14 protein-coding genes are annotated in these 17,444 nt (G+C 56.6%); 9 read left to right on the forward strand and 5 right to left on the reverse strand.

Annotated elements, in window-relative coordinates; all coding sequences use genetic code 11:
- Positions 1–73: 73 nt before the first annotated feature.
- A complete protein-coding gene (locus B347_RS0109865) occupies positions 74–919 on the reverse strand; it encodes a tyrosine-type recombinase/integrase (RefSeq protein WP_033387582.1) in 846 nt (281 codons plus the stop codon).
- Positions 920–1,593: 674 nt separating this feature from the next.
- Between B347_RS0109865 and B347_RS25885 the strand changes: the two genes are divergently transcribed.
- From B347_RS25885 to B347_RS0109875, 3 genes are all read left to right on the forward strand, one after another.
- Positions 1,594–1,833, forward strand: a complete 240-nt coding sequence (locus B347_RS25885; protein WP_081498279.1) for a hypothetical protein — start codon at positions 1,594–1,596, stop codon at positions 1,831–1,833.
- Between the two features lie 228 nt (positions 1,834–2,061).
- A complete protein-coding gene (gene mgtA / locus B347_RS0109870) occupies positions 2,062–4,776 on the forward strand; it encodes a magnesium-translocating P-type ATPase (RefSeq protein WP_019409549.1) in 2,715 nt (904 codons plus the stop codon).
- Positions 4,777–4,867: 91 nt separating this feature from the next.
- Positions 4,868–6,490 carry a Na/Pi cotransporter family protein gene (locus B347_RS0109875; protein WP_019409550.1) on the forward strand — a complete coding sequence of 541 codons (1,623 nt, stop codon included), beginning with the start codon at positions 4,868–4,870 and terminating at the stop codon, positions 6,488–6,490.
- A 20-nt stretch (positions 6,491–6,510) separates the two neighbouring features.
- Here the strand turns inward: B347_RS0109875 and B347_RS0109880 are convergent, their stop codons facing one another.
- Positions 6,511–7,164 (reverse strand): response regulator transcription factor, encoded by a 654-nt coding sequence (locus B347_RS0109880; protein WP_019409551.1) that lies wholly within the window; start codon positions 7,162–7,164, stop codon positions 6,511–6,513.
- Positions 7,165–7,167: 3 nt separating this feature from the next.
- On the reverse strand, positions 7,168–8,985 hold the full coding sequence (locus tag B347_RS0109885; RefSeq protein WP_019409552.1) for a PAS domain-containing sensor histidine kinase: 1,818 nt from the start codon (positions 8,983–8,985) through the stop codon (positions 7,168–7,170).
- Positions 8,986–9,161: 176 nt separating this feature from the next.
- Between B347_RS0109885 and B347_RS0109890 the strand changes: the two genes are divergently transcribed.
- Both B347_RS0109890 and B347_RS0109895 read left to right on the forward strand, forming a co-directional pair.
- The gene (locus B347_RS0109890) at positions 9,162–10,784 is read left to right on the forward strand and encodes an acyl-CoA synthetase (RefSeq protein ID WP_019409553.1); all 1,623 of its coding nucleotides are present in this window, start codon (positions 9,162–9,164) and stop codon (positions 10,782–10,784) included.
- Between the two features lie 72 nt (positions 10,785–10,856).
- A complete protein-coding gene (locus B347_RS0109895; RefSeq protein ID WP_019409554.1) occupies positions 10,857–12,629 on the forward strand; it encodes an acyl-CoA dehydrogenase C-terminal domain-containing protein in 1,773 nt (590 codons plus the stop codon).
- A gap of 53 nt (positions 12,630–12,682) precedes the next feature.
- Here B347_RS0109895 and B347_RS0109900 read toward each other — a convergent pair whose 3' ends face one another.
- The gene (locus tag B347_RS0109900; protein WP_019409555.1) at positions 12,683–12,976 is read right to left on the reverse strand and encodes a putative quinol monooxygenase; all 294 of its coding nucleotides are present in this window, start codon (positions 12,974–12,976) and stop codon (positions 12,683–12,685) included.
- 52 nt (positions 12,977–13,028) lie between these two features.
- On the reverse strand, positions 13,029–13,286 hold the full coding sequence (locus tag B347_RS0109905) for a YdcH family protein (protein ID WP_019409556.1): 258 nt from the start codon (positions 13,284–13,286) through the stop codon (positions 13,029–13,031).
- A gap of 568 nt (positions 13,287–13,854) precedes the next feature.
- Between B347_RS0109905 and bcsE the strand changes: the two genes are divergently transcribed.
- Genes bcsE through bcsR form a run of 4 tightly spaced genes read left to right on the forward strand, consistent with a single transcriptional unit; the run spans position 13,855 to position 17,441 of the window.
- On the forward strand, positions 13,855–15,399 hold the full coding sequence (gene bcsE / locus B347_RS0109910; protein ID WP_019409557.1) for a cellulose biosynthesis protein BcsE: 1,545 nt from the start codon (positions 13,855–13,857) through the stop codon (positions 15,397–15,399).
- A complete protein-coding gene (gene bcsF, locus B347_RS0109915) occupies positions 15,396–15,596 on the forward strand; it encodes a cellulose biosynthesis protein BcsF (protein WP_019409558.1) in 201 nt (66 codons plus the stop codon). Before bcsE ends, bcsF begins: the two co-directional genes overlap by 4 nt.
- Positions 15,583–17,229, forward strand: coding sequence for a cellulose biosynthesis protein BcsG (gene bcsG, locus B347_RS0109920; protein WP_050997498.1), 1,647 nt, complete (start codon positions 15,583–15,585; stop codon positions 17,227–17,229). The genes bcsF and bcsG overlap by 14 nt, the downstream gene beginning before the upstream one ends.
- On the forward strand, positions 17,199–17,441 hold the full coding sequence (bcsR, locus tag B347_RS0109925; RefSeq protein WP_019409560.1) for a cellulose biosynthesis protein BcsR: 243 nt from the start codon (positions 17,199–17,201) through the stop codon (positions 17,439–17,441). The genes bcsG and bcsR overlap by 31 nt, the downstream gene beginning before the upstream one ends.
- Positions 17,442–17,444: the final 3 nt, after the last annotated feature.

The raw sequence follows: 17,444 nt of genomic DNA on the forward strand, positions 1-17,444 counted from the left end.
TTGTAAAACTTTAGGTCGGCTGATGGCGTGAGGGTTCATTAAATTTTCAAAATGAGACTGAGATTGCCCCCGATCACAGTAAGAAACGGTCCGTGGCATTGCGCCGCTCGTTGTCATTGCGCATGTCATAACTGACCGTGGTGGCGATATTGGCGTGATGCGCCAGTTTTTGCGCAATCGACACGTCGTACTCTTCGATCACACGGGTAATAAATGAACGCCGGAAGTCATGCGGCATGATGTCCACACCCACCTGTTTACCGCGCTGCTTGGCAATGTAGTAGATCGCATGCTTAGTGATGCGCTCACGGGTGATGTGGTGGCCGCGGCGAATGCGGTTGAATAGAAAGTCATCATCGCTAACACCTTCGGGCAAGTTTTCCCGCCTAAATGCCAGCCACGCCTCGAGCTTTTCAAAGGCCCAGGCCGGTGCGAACTTGATCAGTTCCTTATTGCCCTTGCCCATCACTTGCAAGCTGCGCTCTGCCACGTTGACCTGACGCAGGTCCATGTTCACCGACTCGGATTTGCGCATGCCCGAGCCATACAAAATCGCAATGATCGCGGCATCCCTCAGCCCCTGGGGGCGCGGGTCTGCTTCACATACATCCATCAACTCGCGAATCAAGGTGCGGCGCAGGTTGCGGCCCTTGCTCAGGCGCGAACCGCCGCCAGCCTTCACAGCACGAATTTTCAGCAACTGATCCTGAGTGATCAGGCTTTGTTGCCAGGCCTGATTCATCACGCCGCGAATAGCGTTCACGTACAGCGACGAGGTGTTGGGTGCATAACCATCTGCTCGCAACGCTGCCACCAGAGCGGTGATATGGCCGGGCTGTAATTGGTGCCAGGGAAATTCATCAATCGCGACGTCATCGACGCCCAAACGATCCGCCGCGTCCTGCAACACATAACGCATGGTCTGACGACTGGACGGCGCCAAACGTTGTAGGTACAGCGCGACAGGCGCTTGGACCGCATTTAACGGGATCGCGTGAAGCTGAACTGCTGCGGGGTCAATAATCGACACAACCACTCTCAATACGGATCGAAACACGCCGTAATATAACCCAAACCCATAGAATTCATGCGTACTTATAGCCTTTCAATTCACTCGATAGCGATTCGTGACGGCGTAGCAGTCGTAAAGTAAGACTCCGCAGTGTGTCAGTTTACTTCGGGCGTAGTTTCGCAGGCTCGTAAACGGTTACGGGTTTTATGCGTTCTATTATTGTTCTTCTTTTACGCATTAATGTTCGCGTGTCATATAACTGTCTTATTAGCGCTAAGTTACAGTTCGTTCAAATGTATCTGAACGTTCGCTGTACCGCCTGCACTTACTGGGTTTTAATATTGACTTGATATACCCGCCTAAGTAGATTGCATGGGCCTACTCAATCGGCACTTTATACACTCACAAAAGAATCTAATGGACACAGTATCTAGTCGCTGTCCGGTCACTGTGAAAACAGAGGTCCGGGCGCCCAATTCAGACATTGATGGGATACGCCCGCCGGGCGAGGTCAACTGCGCCAGAGCTTGATGCTCAAACGTCGCGACCTCCCCGGCATCGGTCCGGTCACGAGGTGTGTTATGACGTTTAAAACCCCTGTTCTACCCGGCGTTCGCGCCTTTACCTCTAGCATGCGGGTGAAGTTGTCGCGTGAGCCCACTGCTGCTCGCTCCAATGCCGCGCCCTTCTCTACCCCCGTTTTCAGCGTAAAACCTGCGCATCATCCGGTGCATTGGCGGGTCAGCCCGGCCACAGGCCGACTTGAGCAGCGTTGGAGCATGGACGACTCTCAGGAACCTCAGAGTCGCGTCCACCGCTGACAGTTATCGGTCTATTAACCCTGTTAATTAACTGGAGTTCCCTATGGAAGAAGCCAGTAGATGCCCGTTGCGCGCACACTAAATAGAGTGCAGTAGCGGGAATTAAGAGCGCACTTAAACCCTTATATAAACCGATCGCAAAGTGTGTGAATCGGCCTACTTTGGCTCGTCTTGAATACGGCAAGCCACCGTATGTTTTGTCGAGAGTTGGCGACAGGAGTACTCGTAATGAGCGCCGTAAAAAACAGCAACGTTCGAGACAAGAATAACGCAGGCGAAAACAGCAAATTGTCGATGCGTGCTGCCCGAGAGGCACAACATGGCCTATCGGCCACCCTGGCCAATGTCCGGGGCACTGTCGATGGCTTGACTGTACTGGATGCCGCCGAACGCCTGGAACATGAAGGCTACAACGAAGTGGCGCATGACAAGCCGCCTCATGCCTTGGTGCAGTTCCTACTGGCTCTGCATAACCCCTTCATCTATGTCCTGCTGACTTTGGGCATCATCAGTTTCTTCACGGACTACTGGCTCCCTAAACAAGATGGTGAAGAAGCCGATTTAACCAAGGTCATCATCATCGGCTTGATGGTTGGCCTTAGTAGCCTGTTGCGTTTTTGGCAGGAACACCGCTCGGCCAAGTCCGCCGAAGCCCTCAAAGCCATGGTCCGCACCACGGCAACCGTTGTGCGCCGCGACCGCGTCGGTAACCCCGGCAAAGTGCTCGAAATCCCTATGCGCGAACTTGTTGCCGGAGACATCGTGCAACTGTCGGCCGGAGACATGATCCCCGCTGACATACGCTTGATTGAGTCTCGAGACCTGTTTATCAGCCAGGCCGTGCTCACCGGCGAAGCATTGCCCGTTGAGAAATACGACACCTTGGGCGATGTCACACAAAAATCGGCGAGCGCAATGGCCGCAGACCAGAGCAACCTGCTGGACTTGCCCAACATCTGCTTTATGGGCACCAACGTCGTCAGCGGTACAGCCCGTGCTGTAGTGGTGGCCACTGGCCCGCGGACCTACTTTGGCTCGTTGGCCAAGGCCATTGTCGGCTCTCGTTCGCAAACCGCGTTTGATCGCGGGGTTAACAGCGTCAGTTGGCTGCTGATCCGCTTCATGCTGGTCATGGTGCCAATCGTGTTCTTCCTTAATGGCTTCTCCAAGGGCGATTGGGGCGAGGCCTTCCTGTTTGCATTGGCGGTAGCGGTCGGCCTGACCCCGGAAATGCTGCCCATGATTGTCAGCGCCAACCTGGCCAAAGGCGCGACGGCCATGGCTAAGCGCAAAGTCGTGGTCAAGCGTCTTAACGCGATCCAGAACCTCGGTTCGATGGACGTGCTGTGCACCGACAAGACCGGCACCCTGACCCAAGACCACATCATTCTTGAGCACCACGTGGACCCGAACGGTCAGCGTGATGAGTCGGTGCTGTCCCTCGCGTGGCTCAACAGTCATCACCAAAGCGGCATTCGCAACCTGATGGATCAGGCGGTGGTGCAGTTCTCACAGCAAGATCCCAAATTCAAACTGCCGTTCGCCTACAACAAAGTCGATGAGTTGCCTTTTGACTTCGTGCGTCGTCGCCTGTCAATCGTGGTCAAGGACAACCGTGGCGATCACTTGCTGGTGTGCAAGGGTGCCGTCGAAGAAATGCTGAGCATTTCGACCCATGTTATGGAAGACGGCGTCAGCGTCGCACTCGATCCGGCACGTCGCGATCAGTTGCTGGCGCGGGCGACCGAGTACAACGAAGACGGGTTCCGTGTGCTGGTCGTGGCCACCCGCGACATTCCCAAGGCACAGTCGCAAAAGCAATACACCACCCGCGATGAGCGGGACTTGGTCATCCGTGGCTTCCTGACCTTCCTTGATCCACCGAAAGAAACCGCAGGCCCAGCGATTGCTGCGCTGCAAGACATTGGCGTGGCCGTCAAAGTGCTGACCGGTGACAACGCCGTGGTCACCAGCAAGATCTGCCGTCAGGTTGGTCTGGACCCTGGTACACCGCTGTTGGGCCCGGAAATCGAGCTCATGGACGACGAGAGCCTGAGGCAAGAAGTTGAGCAACGCAGCGTTTTCGCCAAGCTCACTCCGTTGCAAAAATCTCGCGTGCTTAAGGCGCTGCAAGCCAACGGCCACACGGTAGGCTTCCTCGGCGACGGCATCAACGACGCCCCAGCCTTGCGCGATGCCGACGTGGGTATTTCGGTTGACAGCGGCACCGACATTGCCAAGGAATCGGCAGACATCATCCTGCTCGAAAAAAGCCTGATGGTGCTCGAAGAAGGCGTGCTCAAAGGACGCGAAACCTTCGGCAACATCATGAAGTACCTGAACATGACTGCCAGTTCCAACTTCGGCAACGTGTTTTCGGTGTTGGTGGCCAGCGCTTTTATCCCGTTCCTGCCCATGCTGTCGATTCACCTGTTGCTGCAAAACCTAATGTACGACATCTCCCAGTTGGCCTTGCCATGGGACAAGATGGACAAGGAGTACCTGCAAAAGCCCCGCAAATGGGACGCCAAAAACATTGGTCGCTTCATGATCTGGATCGGGCCGACCTCGTCGATTTTCGACATCACCACTTTTGCCCTGATGTGGTACGTGTTCTCGGCCAATAGCGTCGAAATGCAGACCTTGTTCCAGTCTGGCTGGTTCATCGAAGGGCTGTTGTCGCAAACCTTGGTCGTACACATGCTGCGCACGCGCAAAATCCCGTTCTTCCAAAGCACTGCGGCCTGGCCGGTCATGATGATGACCCTGGTCGTCATCGTGCTGGGTATCTACGTACCGTTCTCGCCACTTGGCACTATGGTCGGCCTGGAGCCGCTGCCGCTGGCGTACTTCCCTTGGCTAGTGGCCACGTTGGTCAGCTACTGCTGCGTCGCGCAACTGATGAAAACCCTGTACATCCGCCGCTTTAAACAATGGTTCTGATCTGAAATACCGGGCTGACGCGCACCCGCGTCAGCCCGGCCCCGTATTACGACCTCGTAAAACATGAATGTTTGTTCTGTGGAGATTCCTCATGTCAGGAACCACTCTCTTGCTTAACCTCGCCGGTGCCATTGCACTGTTGCTGTGGGGTACGCACATGATTTCAACCGCGCTGCTGCGCGGCTTCGGTACCCAACTGCGCAATTGGATGGGGCGCAATCTGAGTAATCGCTGGATGGCGCTGATCTCTGGGATTGGTATAACCGGCGTGCTGCAAAGCAGTACCGCCGTCAGCCTGATGGCCACTTCATTTACGGCCGCTGGCACCCTAAGCCTGGCACCCGCCTTGGCCGTGATGCTGGGGGCCAACATCGGCTCGACGCTGGTGGTGCAACTGCTGAGCTTTGACACCTCGCTGGCCACGCCCGTCATGTTGCTAGTGGGCTTTATCGTGTTTCGCCTGCGCGACGACTCGCGCTACGAAAGCATCGGCTGCGCGCTGATCGGTTTGGGTCTAATGCTATCGGCTCTGGGCTTGCTCAGCGCTACCTTGGGCCACATGGAGGCCACCTCAGTCTTTCGCGCCGTCATGCAGGGCTTGGACGGTGACTTGATCATTGCCGTGGTCGCCGCTGTGCTGCTGACCTGGCTCTGCCACTCCAGCGTTGCCGTGGTGCTGTTGATTGCCTCACTGGCCGGTGCTGGCATGATGACCCCGGTGACGGCAATTGCCTTGATGCTCGGCGCAAACATCGGCGGCGCTTTGCCGTCAGTCATCGGTGCCGGATCGACCGTGGCGCTGCGTCTGCCCGTGGGCAACCTGCTGATTCGCCTGTTCGGCACGTTGCTGTTGCTGCCCTGCCTGCCGTGGCTGGCTAAATACCTGGCCCAAACCGATATTGGCCCAGCCCACTTAGTGGTGTATTTGCATACCGCGTTCAACCTTATGTTGGCCGTTATGTTTATTGGCCTGATCGAACCCATGGCCAATGCGCTTAGCCGCGTGTTTCCCCAACAAGAACGTCCAGCAGACCCCGGCATGCCGCAATACCTGGATGAAGCCGGGCTCGAAGTGGCCAACATCGGTCTTTCCAACGCAGTGCGTGAAGCCTTGCGCTTGGCAGACATGGCGTCATTGATGCTCAACCAAGTGCTGCAACTGTTCGAAAAGCCTGAGCGAGATACCTTCGAAAAAGTTCGCCAGCTTGACCATTCCGTAGACCTGCTGAGCGCAGCGATTCGCGCCTATCTGGCCGATATAGGCCAAGACGGATTGAGCGACGATGATGCAGACCGTGCTCAAGAAATCCTCATGTTCGTCATCAACCTTGAACATGCCGGTGACATCCTCAGCAACTTGGCGCACTTAGCGATTCGTCGGGCGCGTCGTGGCGAACACTTTTCGGCGTTTGAACTGCGTCACATCCAGGCTTTTCATCTGGCGTTGCTGGACAGCCTCAACCTAGCGATCACGGCCTTTTTGCGTGAGGACATCACGGCGGCCAACGCCTTGGTCAGCCACAAAGAAATCGTGCGCAAGCTTGAGGCCAGCGCCAGCCGCGAACACTTTCGAAAACTGCAAAACGACAAAACCGCCTGGGCCGAGTCGGGCGACATCTTCCAGCGCGTGCTGCGCGACTACCGCCGCGTGCATCACCACATCGCCGCCTTGGGCTATCCAGTGCTAGAGCGTTGTGCGCAAAGCACGGATTAACCACTCGGTCCTACAAGGGGTTATGGGTTTTCTAGTGTTGCCCGCAACTTCAGTGGATCAATCAACCCGGCCGCAATCGCCATGCCCACCAGATCTGGCAAATGTTCAGCCTGCATGCGCTTCATGACCCGTGATCGATACAGGTCGATGGTTTTCGTGCTTACCGCCAGTTGCTCGGCAATTTCGCGCGTGGTGTAGCCCTTGGCCAGCGGAAGGAACACATCACGCTCACGAGGGGTGAGGCTTTGCAGGCGGGCTTCAAGCTCGGTCTGTTCCTGGCTGGCGGTTTGCCGGGCACTACCGCCGCTCAAGGCCTGCTGCACGCTGTCCAGCAGCAACTGCTGGTTATAGGGCTTTTCGATAAAGTCATGGGCCCCCGCTTTGAAGGCGCGCACCACAATCGGTACATCGGCGTGGCCACTGACAAAAATCACCGGCATTTTGATCCCGCGCTCCTGCAGCGCTTGTTGCACATTCAGGCCACCCATGGCGGGCATGCGGACATCCAGCAGCACACAGGCGCTGCGCATTGGGTCGCACGCCTCTAAAAAAGCTTGGCCACTGGTGAAAGGCTGCGCATTCAGGCCTACGGATTCTAATAACCAGACCGTCGAATCGAGCATGCCCTGATCGTCATCGACCACGTACACCACATGTTGTTCTGGGGTTGTCATGGGTTAAGTGCCCTCTTCTTCTTGTTGTTGTTTGATCACGGCCATCAGCGGCAGGCTGCAACACAGGCGCAGTCCATTGGGTTGTGGCTCGGCGTTCAGTTCGCCGCCAAAGCCTTCGATAATACTGCGACTCATCGACAAACCCAGCCCGAGCCCTTCGGCCTTGCTGGTGTAAAACGGGGTAAACAATTGCTCGAATTGCTCGCTCGTCACGCCTGGGCCTTCATCTTGCACACTGATGTGTAACCAGCCACTGGTCATTACCTGCGCCTGCAACGTAATACGTGAAGGCTGCCCCGGTTGTTGCTCGCTGTTGGCATCAATTGCATTTCGTAACAGGTTGAGCAACACCTGCTCCAGTAACACTCTATCGGCGTACACCAACGGCAATATTTCCGGTAATTGCTGCTCAATGTTCACATGCCGCTCGCGGGCTTCCCAAGCGCAAAGGTTAACTGCCTGACGCGCCACATCGCTCACATCCAATGGCTGCAAGGTGCGGCGCCCCTTACGTAAAAACCCTCGCAGACGCTTGATCACCTGCGACGCATGGTTAGCGTGCAGGGTGATCCGCTCCAGCCCTTGCGTAACGCGGGCAACCGCATCGGGGTTGTGTTCTAGGTTTTGCAGGTAACGCTGACTGGCATTCGCATAATTGACCACGGCGGCCAGCGGCTGGTTGATCTCGTGGGCAATTCCGGATGCCAGTTCTCCTAAGGTGATCAGGCGCGCGGTGTGGGCCATTTCGTCCTGATGATGGCGCTGCTGGGCTTCGCGCAATTCACGCTCTCGCATGTCACGGGCCACCAGCGAAAAAAACCGCTCACCGGCGGTCGAACGATGGGCCAGCAACAGCAGAGACACGGGCACAGACGGCTCGCCATTCAACGGCTGCAAGCGGGTTTCGCTGCTCCACAAACCCTGTTGTTCGGCATTGCGCCAGCCCACCGATTTCAGTTGCGCCAGGTCTTGCGGGCTTAAAAAATCAGCCAGTGAAAGAAGACTATTCCCACCTTCCAAGCCGAGAATTCTACGAGCCGCGGGATTGAGGTATGACACGCTGCCCACCGGATCAATAAACAGAACAGGGTCTGGATTGGCTTCGACCACATCAGCCAGACGCCGCTTGTTTTCCTCGGCCTGAATCCGCGCCGTGATGTCGCGTGACACGCTGACCACCTCAACCACTGCGCCGGTGTAGGTTTCGCGGATCGCCCGACTGGCTGTTTCGAACCACAGGTAATGCCCGGCCTGATGCCGAATGCGATAGGTCATGGTGTGGTAGCCATCGAGTTCCAGCGCATCGCGAGCCTGGCGCAGCACTTGGGCTAGGTGGTGGGGATGGAACAGGCGTTGCGCCAAACTCCCGCGCAAACGTTCAGGCCAATAGCCGAGCAACGTCCAGGACGCCGGGGACGCATCCAGAAAGCGTCCGTCGGGTGTATGGCGCGAGATCAAATCGGTGGTGTTTTCAGTAATCAGTCGATACAGGCGCCGGGCCTTGGCGGCTTCACGCTCCGCCAATTGTTCGCTGCTCGCTTCACGCCCACGGGCCACAACGCATTGGTTTTGCGGGTCCGGGATCAGAGTCCAAAGCCAGATCTGTTCATGGCTGTGTGCCTCGACCTGCTCAATCGCGCGCGCCTGGTGCAGGCACGCGCTGATCAACTCATTCAGATTGCCCGGTAACCATGTACGCACATGGCTTAGCGGCTTGCCTGCTAGCAGCCGCGCCAATGCCGGGTTAGCCGCCAGCGGCAAGCCTTGGGCGTCTAGTACCACCGACGGTTGCGGGTCATAGGTGAGCAGCGAAACAGGCATTGGGCATCCATGGGTAGGGGAATGCGGGATATAGAATAACTACTATATTGCTTAGGTATTACTTCCATATCAAATACAAACTGAGCTATAAATCAGGCCGGACATAACACTGACCCATTCGCCACCGGCAAAGTGGGCAGCCATAGAGCTAACAATCAGCCACCGGAATGACCCTCATGTCGATCTTTGAGCAGGGCCTCGAGCCCAGTGCTGTCAACCATATTGCCCTGTCGCCTCTGAGCTTTATAGAGCGCACCGCCAGCGTCTACCCCAACTACCCTGCCGTGATCCACGGTTCCATTCGCCGCACTTGGGCGCAAACCTACAGCCGTTGCCGCCGTTTGGCCTGCGCGCTGGCCGGACGCGGGATTGGTAAGAACGACACCGTGGCCGTGATGTTGCCCAACATCCCGGCCATGCTGGAAGTCCATTTTGCCGTGCCGATGATAGGCGCCGTGCTCAATGCTCTCAATGTGCGCCTGGACGCTGAAGCCATTGCCTTCATGCTTGCTCACGGCGAAGCCAAGGTACTGATTGCTGACCGTGAATTCCATGATGTGATTCACGCGGCCGTGGCCATGCTCGATCATCCGCCGTTGATCATCGACGTCGATGACCCGGAATACGGCGAAGGCCAACCGGTCAGCGAGCTGGATTACGAAGCGTTCTTGGCCGAAGGTGACCCCGAGTACAACTGGCAATGGCCTACGGATGAGTGGCAAGCCATCGCCCTGAACTACACCTCGGGCACCACCGGCAATCCCAAGGGCGTGGTGTACCACCATCGCGGGGCGTATCTCAACTCGCTGGGCAATCAGATGGTCTGGGCCATTGGCAACCACCCCGTGTACCTGTGGACCCTGCCGATGTTTCACTGTAATGGCTGGTGTTACCCGTGGATCATCACCGCGCTGGCTGGCGTGCATGTGTTTTTGCGTCGCGTCGACCCGCAAAAAATCCTTAACTTGATCCGTGAACATCAGGTCACTCACCTGTGCGGCGCGCCGATTGTGCTTAATGCGCTGGTCAATATGCCCGACTCGGCCAAGGCCGCTATCGACCACCCGGTCAATGCCATGGTGGCAGGCGCTGCGCCGCCCGCCAAAGTGATCGGTGCGGTTGAAGAAATGGGCATCAAAGTCACCCATGTCTATGGCCTGACTGAAGTCTACGGCCCAGTGACGATCTGCGCCTGGCATGACAAATGGGACGAACACACCCTTGCTGAGCGTGCCCAGATCAAATCCCGTCAAGGCGTGCGCTACCCCACGCTCGAAGGCGTCATGGTGGCTGATCCGAAAACTCTGGAGCCGACGCCGCGCGACGGTGAAACCATGGGCGAGATCTTCATGCGTGGCAACACCGTGATGAAGGGTTACCTGAAGAACCCCAGCGCTACTGCCGAAGCGTTTGAAGGCGGCTGGTTCCATACCGGCGACTTGGCCGTGTGCCACCCGGACGGTTATGTCGAAATCCGTGATCGCCTCAAAGACATCATCATTTCCGGCGGTGAGAACATCTCGACCATTGAGGTCGAAGGCGTGCTGTATCGCCATCCCGGAGTGATGGAAGCGGCCGTGGTGGCTCGCCCGGATGAAAAATGGGGCGAAACCCCGTGTGCCTTCGTCACCCTCAAGGCCGATCACCAGCATGTGCGCGAGGTCGAAATCATCGCTTTTTGCCGCGAGCATCTGGCCGGATTCAAAGTGCCACGCACCGTGGTGTTCACCTTGTTGCCCAAGACGTCCACGGGCAAAGTCCAGAAATACGTGCTGCGCGACCTGGCCAAAGCCCTGTAACCCAAGATCGACATATCGCGAGGCAAGCTCGCTCCTAAACGCTATGTGTAAAAACATGCACGAGGTTTTGTGATGCCTGAATTCAATGCACCGCTGCGTGACATGCGCTTTGTGCTGCTCGAGGTTTTTGAAGCGCCCGCACTCTGGGCGCGGCTGCCTGCCTTGGCCGAGTCCATGGATGCCGACACCGCTGACGCGATTCTTGAAGAAGCCGCCAAGGTCACCCGCCAACTGATTGCGCCGCTAAACCGCAGCGGCGATGAAGAAGGCGCGTCGTGGCGCGACGGCAAGGTCAGCACTCCGAGCGGTTTCCAGGCGGCCTATCACACTTACATCGAGGGCGGCTGGGTCGGCCTGTCGGGCAACCCTGAGTTTGGCGGTATGGGGATGCCGAAAATGCTCGCGGTGCAATTTGAAGAAATGCTCTACGGCGCCAACTCAAGCTTTGCCTTGTACTCGGCTCTGACCTCGGGCGCCTGCCTGGCGATTGATGCTCACGCCAGCCATGAATTAAAAGCCACGTATTTGCCGCCAATGTATGAAGGTCGCTGGGCCGGTTCTATGTGCCTGACCGAAGCCCATTCAGGTACCGATTTGGGGATTATCCGCACCCGTGCCGAACCCCGGGCCGATGGCAGCTTCAGCCTTAGCGGCAGCAAGATTTTCATCACTGGCGGCGATCAAGACCTGACCGAGAACATCGTCCACCTAGTACTCGCCAAATTGCCGGACGCGCCTGCCGGGCCGCGGGGCATCTCCCTGTTTTTGGTCCCCAAGGTGCTGGTCAAGGTCGACGGTACGCTGGGTGAAGCCAATGCCGTGAGCTGCGGTTCTATCGAACACAAAATGGGCATCAAAGCGTCAGCCACGTGTGTGATCAACTTCGATGGCGCCCAAGGCTGGCTGATCGGTGAGGCCAATAAAGGCCTTGCAGCGATGTTCACCATGATGAACTACGAAAGGTTGTCGATCGGAATTCAGGGCATCGGTTGCGCTGAAGCCTCCTATCAGAATGCCCGTACTTACGCCCGCGAGCGCCTGCAAAGTCGGGCTCCGACCGGCGCGGTTGCGCCCGATAAAATGGCCGACCCAATCATCGCTCACCCCGATGTGCGGCGCATGCTGCTGAGCATGAAAGCCATGACCGAGGGCGGCCGCGCATTCGCCAGTTACGTGGGCCAGCAACTGGACTTGAGCAAGTTCTCGGCCGATCCACAAGAGCAGCAGGACGCCAGCGCGCTAGTGGCTTTGCTCACGCCGGTGGCCAAAGCATTTTTTACGGATACCGGACTGGATAGCTGCGTATTGGGCCAGCAAGTGTTCGGTGGTCATGGTTACATCCGCGAATGGGGACAAGAGCAACTGGTGCGCGATGTACGCATTGCGCAAATTTACGAGGGCACCAACGGCATTCAGGCCTTGGATTTGCTGGGGCGCAAAGTCATCGCCAATGGCGGCGTGACCCTGCGCTTGTTTACCGCGGCCATCCGCGACTTTGCGTCCCAACCCGGTAAACCCTACGCCTGTGAACTGTTACAGGCAGTACAGCAACTTGAAGAACTGAGTGACTGGCTGCAGGCTCGGGCCAAAATCAACCCCAACGAAATCGGGGCGGCGTCGGTTGAGTACTTGCAGGTATTTGGCTACGTGGCGTATGCCTGGCTCTGGGCAAGAATGGCCGATGTGGCACAGCGGTCATTGCAGACTGACCCGCACTTTTACTCTGCGAAACTGGCGACGGCCAGGTTCTTTTTTAGCCGCCTGCTGCCCCGAACATCGAGCTTGGAACAATCGATTCGTGCTGGCAGTGAATCGCTGTTTGAGTTGGACGCGGCAAGCTTTTAGCCCCATCCATATAAAAGGCGGCCTTCACAGGCCGCCGCTCATACATTCAAGACTCACTGCAACGCGTCAAGCACCAGCACTTCACGGTGCTCCAGCAGATCGGCAACGGCCTTGCCCATCGCCAGGTAGTGTGGGGTTGTTTTGTGGAAATCAATGGCTGCCATGTCTTTCCAGCCCTCGATAAACACAAAACGTTGCGGGTCGGCACGATCAAGATGCAGGTCGTAGAACTCGCAGCCAGCTTCAGCGCGTGAGCCTGTGACGCAGGCTAGCAGCGCCTCTTTGACTGTATTTTCGTGACCCGCTTTGGCACGCAGAATGGCAACAATCTTGATGGTTTTAGACATATAGGTTTCCAGAAAAAGGGTTCAGCGTTCTCAATCCACGCTCGCAAAGTGGTCAGTTACTCAGACCTTTTTCGGCCTGATGCACGTAGTCAGCGATTTGATCCTTGATTTTCAGCCGCTTGGCCTTGAGTTCGAGCAATGACTCGTCCGATACGCCAATCGCATTCTTGGCCTCAGCCTCGACGACGGCATCATCGGCGGCCTTGTATTTATTGACCAGCCCCAAAAAGTGGCCGTTTTGACCTTCAAGTTTTGCGGCCGTGTCTTTTGAAATTTTCAAGTCCTGATACAAATCATGTTTAACGGGCATATCTGCACCTCATCGATATTTCGGTGTCGACTGCTGACTCCGAGGATGAGTCAGCGAAAAAGGGTTCATCCTTGCTGACCCCCCCTTAAGCAATAGCACGCAACCTCTCACTGAGAAAGTCACCGGCCTGCTTTCCTCGCAAATCCCCACGTCTGTCTCATCGTGTTTACACCTTTTAGCCTGTGTACATCGAGCTGAAAGCGGGTTGTGGGAACGGATTTTCAAACAGTCAATTAAATGACTCCAACTCATAAAATGATGTTTTTTTGACAATTTTCGGTTTTATTCATGGACTATGCTCAGCTCAATGTAGGAATATGTCCGCTTGAAACACGCCTGTAACACATGAGCCAAACAGGAAACGGAGCAGTTTGAAGGGTTCTGCCAGTGTCACAGGATTTCGCGACAAGGATCACGTCGGCGTATAACCAATCAACATTTGATTGACGCCAATAAAAAAAATAAAGGCTTCAAGGCGACAGACGTTCGCCCTGCTAGCAGCGAACGAATGGCTTTACACATGCTCAAGCCATCCGTTCGTGAACCTCTAGGAAGGGGGACGTAGCATTTGCAGTACATCAGCCTGGGTATCCACGGATTACTCGATCAACACATCTCTTTACGTACTGGCGGCTTGTACTGGGTCACGGTCGATCAGGCGATGGATGCAAAACTGCTGGCTCGCCAGTTTTTGGAGTGCATCCCGCCTGCTGTGCCCGCTTCGCTGATCGTGTGTGTCGACGCCGTGCAAAACGTTATCAATGACCTGGCCGCCGACCGCGGACCTGACAAACTTAAGCTGTTTGAAATTGCCCCTGGGGTCGTTGACCGCGGGTTGAAAGCGTTGCCCCGGGATCTCAGCCGCTCCGGTATCGCGCCCAATAGTCAGATTTTACTGGTTGTTCCTGCCAGCAGTTGGGCTGACACCTCTACGGCAAAACGTTTGCAGCGCTGGTGTGAAAATCTGCGCTCCTGGCTGCGGGACCGAAAAGTCACCTTGCTGGTGATCACCCATGGTGAGTCCACGCTGCTGCATGCCCAGTTATTGAAGCTAAATGAGCACGTGTCTGGCTTGAGCCATTTGTACCGGCACAACGGTGAAATTCGTTACCACGTGCACTTTTGGTACAACGACATGGGCGTCAGTGCCGGGCAGGAATTCAAGCTCCAAACTGCGGGCAACACATTGGCCCTGATTCCCGAACCCGTTGCTGTGTCAACGCCTCGTATCGCGGATGACCAGCACGTTTACCTTGCTGAGCGTGAAGTCCTCGAAGGCACCCCGCCACTGTCCAAGCACTGGTACCTGTTCAATGACCGCCAGGCATTACTCGAACAGGCAGCCTCCGCTAGCGCCGCGACGATCATCGTAGGCATCGACAGCAGCCATCAGTTACTGGATCTCGCGCAGCAACTGCACGACCTGCGCGAACAGTGCGGCAGCGCCCTGAAGATAGTGGTTCGCGAACTTGAGCCCGCTGTGCGTTATCGCGACGAGCGTCTGCTGCTGGCATGCGGTGTCAATCTGATCGTGCCAGACGGCACCTTGCTCTCGCGGTTTTTGAGCATGATCGAAAGCGTTCAGGGCCAGCACTGGCAATACGCTCAGGGCACCGACTTCGCCACATTGCTCGAACGCCAGCGCCCGCCAAGCATTCGTGGCCTGGTGAGTCCGTGTGAATTTTTCACCGAAGTTAAGCGCATTTATGCGGACAGCTCGGGAGAAGTGACCCATCAACTGGTCAAGTTCCAGCCAGTGCCCGGACTCAAGCAAACACTGTTCTTGAATCAGATGTGCCTGCGCCGATATGGCGACTTTGCCTGTTTGCACAATGAGGACATGTACCTGTTTCTGTTTGCCTGCCGCGCCGATGGCCTAGACCCCGCGCTGGGCAATATCTGTCGCTTGCCCTGGCGCGATCTGTTTTTACAGCGCCAGGTGCTGAGTGGCCCGGCGGAGCTAAATGAAGAGGCCTTTATGGAGGAGGCGTCAGTGCCTGAGCACTTGAGTATTCCCGTCGAAATCTTGGTCATGGCGCAACCGCCTGCTGGCAGCCGCGCCCCGTTAAAACCGCAACGCATCACGTTGTCTGTCAGCGAGCCGCAGCCATGACATTTTTGGAGCTTGTTCAACTCATCGGCCTGACCTGCGTGGTGAGTGTGCTGCTGACCCTGTTCTCGCAGCGTATTCGCCTCCTCTTCAACGCGCATTTTGAGCAGTATCTTGCGCCTCGCTACCTGAAATCGCGCGGTGTCAGGCGTCGTGCCCCCGCGAGCCCATCAACGAGGGCGCCTGATGAACCCGTCTAAATCCGCCGCTCCTGCGCAGGGAATGACCGGCCCCTGGCGCGGTCTTGGTGCGTGGAACCTGTATTTCCTAGCCAAGTTTTTATTGACCTGGACCGGGCACCTTAATTTTCAGATTCTGCCCAACCTGATCTTTGCACTGGTGTTGCTCATCCCCATCGCTCACCCGATGCTACGCCGCGCCCGTAGTCTGATTGCCATTCCGGTGGCTGTCGCACTGCTGTATCAGGACACTTGGTTCCCGCCCTTTAGCCGCTTGCTGGCGCAGCCCGGCGTGCTGAATTTCTCTTTTGACTACATCGTCGAGTTGCTGGGCCGTTTCATCGACTGGCAAGTGACAGCCATGTTGCTGCTGCTAGGTGTGGGTTATGTGTTCCTCAGCCCTTGGCTGCGCCTGACCACTTTTACGCTAGTGGGCTTTGCGTGGCTAAGCCTGGGCAGCTTGCAGTGGTTACTGCCTCCAGCAACTGTGCAGCCTATGGCCAGCACCCAGCCCGGTAGCACCACAGCCACCAATAACGTGGGTGAGCCGGACGATGCAACGCTTAACAGCTACCTCGACACGTTCTACCAGACTGAAGTCAAACGTAAGGTCGAGTTCAAGGAACCGACCGTTAAACCCCCGCCGTTTGACTTGCTGGTGATCAACATTTGTTCATTGGCCTGGGACGACCTCGACACGGTGGGATTGCGCAACAACGCACTGTTCAGCCAGATGGACGTGATTTTTGACAACTTCAACTCAGCCACAGCCTACAGTGGCCCGGCCGCCATTCGACTGTTACGCGCCAGTTGCGGGCAAACCTCACACGCTCAGTTGTATAAGGCCCCCGCCGATCAGTGCCTGTTGTTCGACGACTTACGCAAGCTGGGTTTCGCGGATGAGTTGATGCTCAATCACACCGGCGAATTCGATGGTTTTCTGCAAGAAGTGCGTGACCAAGGGCAATTGCCGCCGCCTGCGCTGGGCGTTACCCCGGTCGGTTTAGCGCGCACCTACGTCGGCTTTGATGGTTCACCGATTTGGCGTGACCGTGACGTACTGAGCAAATGGTGGCAACACCGCCTGGCCACAGACCAGCCAAGCATGGCGCTGTTCTACAACACCACCAGCCTGCATGACGGTAATCGACAGGTCACGGCCGATGGTGGCACTCAACCGGCGGACTACAGCAGTCGGGCTCAGGTGTTGCTTGACGATTTGAATGGCTTCCTGAAAGAACTGCAAAAAAGCGGGCGCCGGGTGGTGGTCGCCATCGTTCCTGAACATGGTGCCGCGTTACATGGCGACCGGATGCAGATTTCCGGCATGCGCGAAATCCCCAGTGACGCCATCACCCATGTTCCGGTGGGCCTCAAGTTGATCAACATGGGCGAGACCGGCCAGACCGCCCCCGTGCATGTCGCCCAGACGAGCAGCTACCTAGCCATCGCTGAAATCATTGCGCGCCTATATGCCGCCCCGGCATTGAGCAATGGCCAGCCTGTGGACTGGTCGACCTTACTGACTGACTTGCCACAGACCGCAAAAGTATCGGAGAACTCAGGCACCGTCGTGCTCGATTACAACGGCAAGCCCTATGTGCGAATCAAGGAGAACGGCGGATGGCTACCCTACCCACAGCAACTCAAATAAGCGCCGATATCCTGTCGCGCAATGAGCGCGCCGATGACATTGAACGGCTTAAGTCGATGATGGATTTACCGACACTGGCCTACGTCGACATCTCGGCGCAGATGGAGCTGTTACAGGCGCTAGAACGCTGGCCATTACTGGCGCACCTCGAAGCGCGCCATCGACTGCCTAAGCCTGCCGAGCTGCAAAAGACTAGGGTCGACACGCCATGATCG

The organism is Pseudomonas psychrophila HA-4, from assembly GCF_000282975.1.
Taxonomy (GTDB): Bacteria; Pseudomonadota; Gammaproteobacteria; order Pseudomonadales; family Pseudomonadaceae; genus Aquipseudomonas; species Aquipseudomonas psychrophila_A.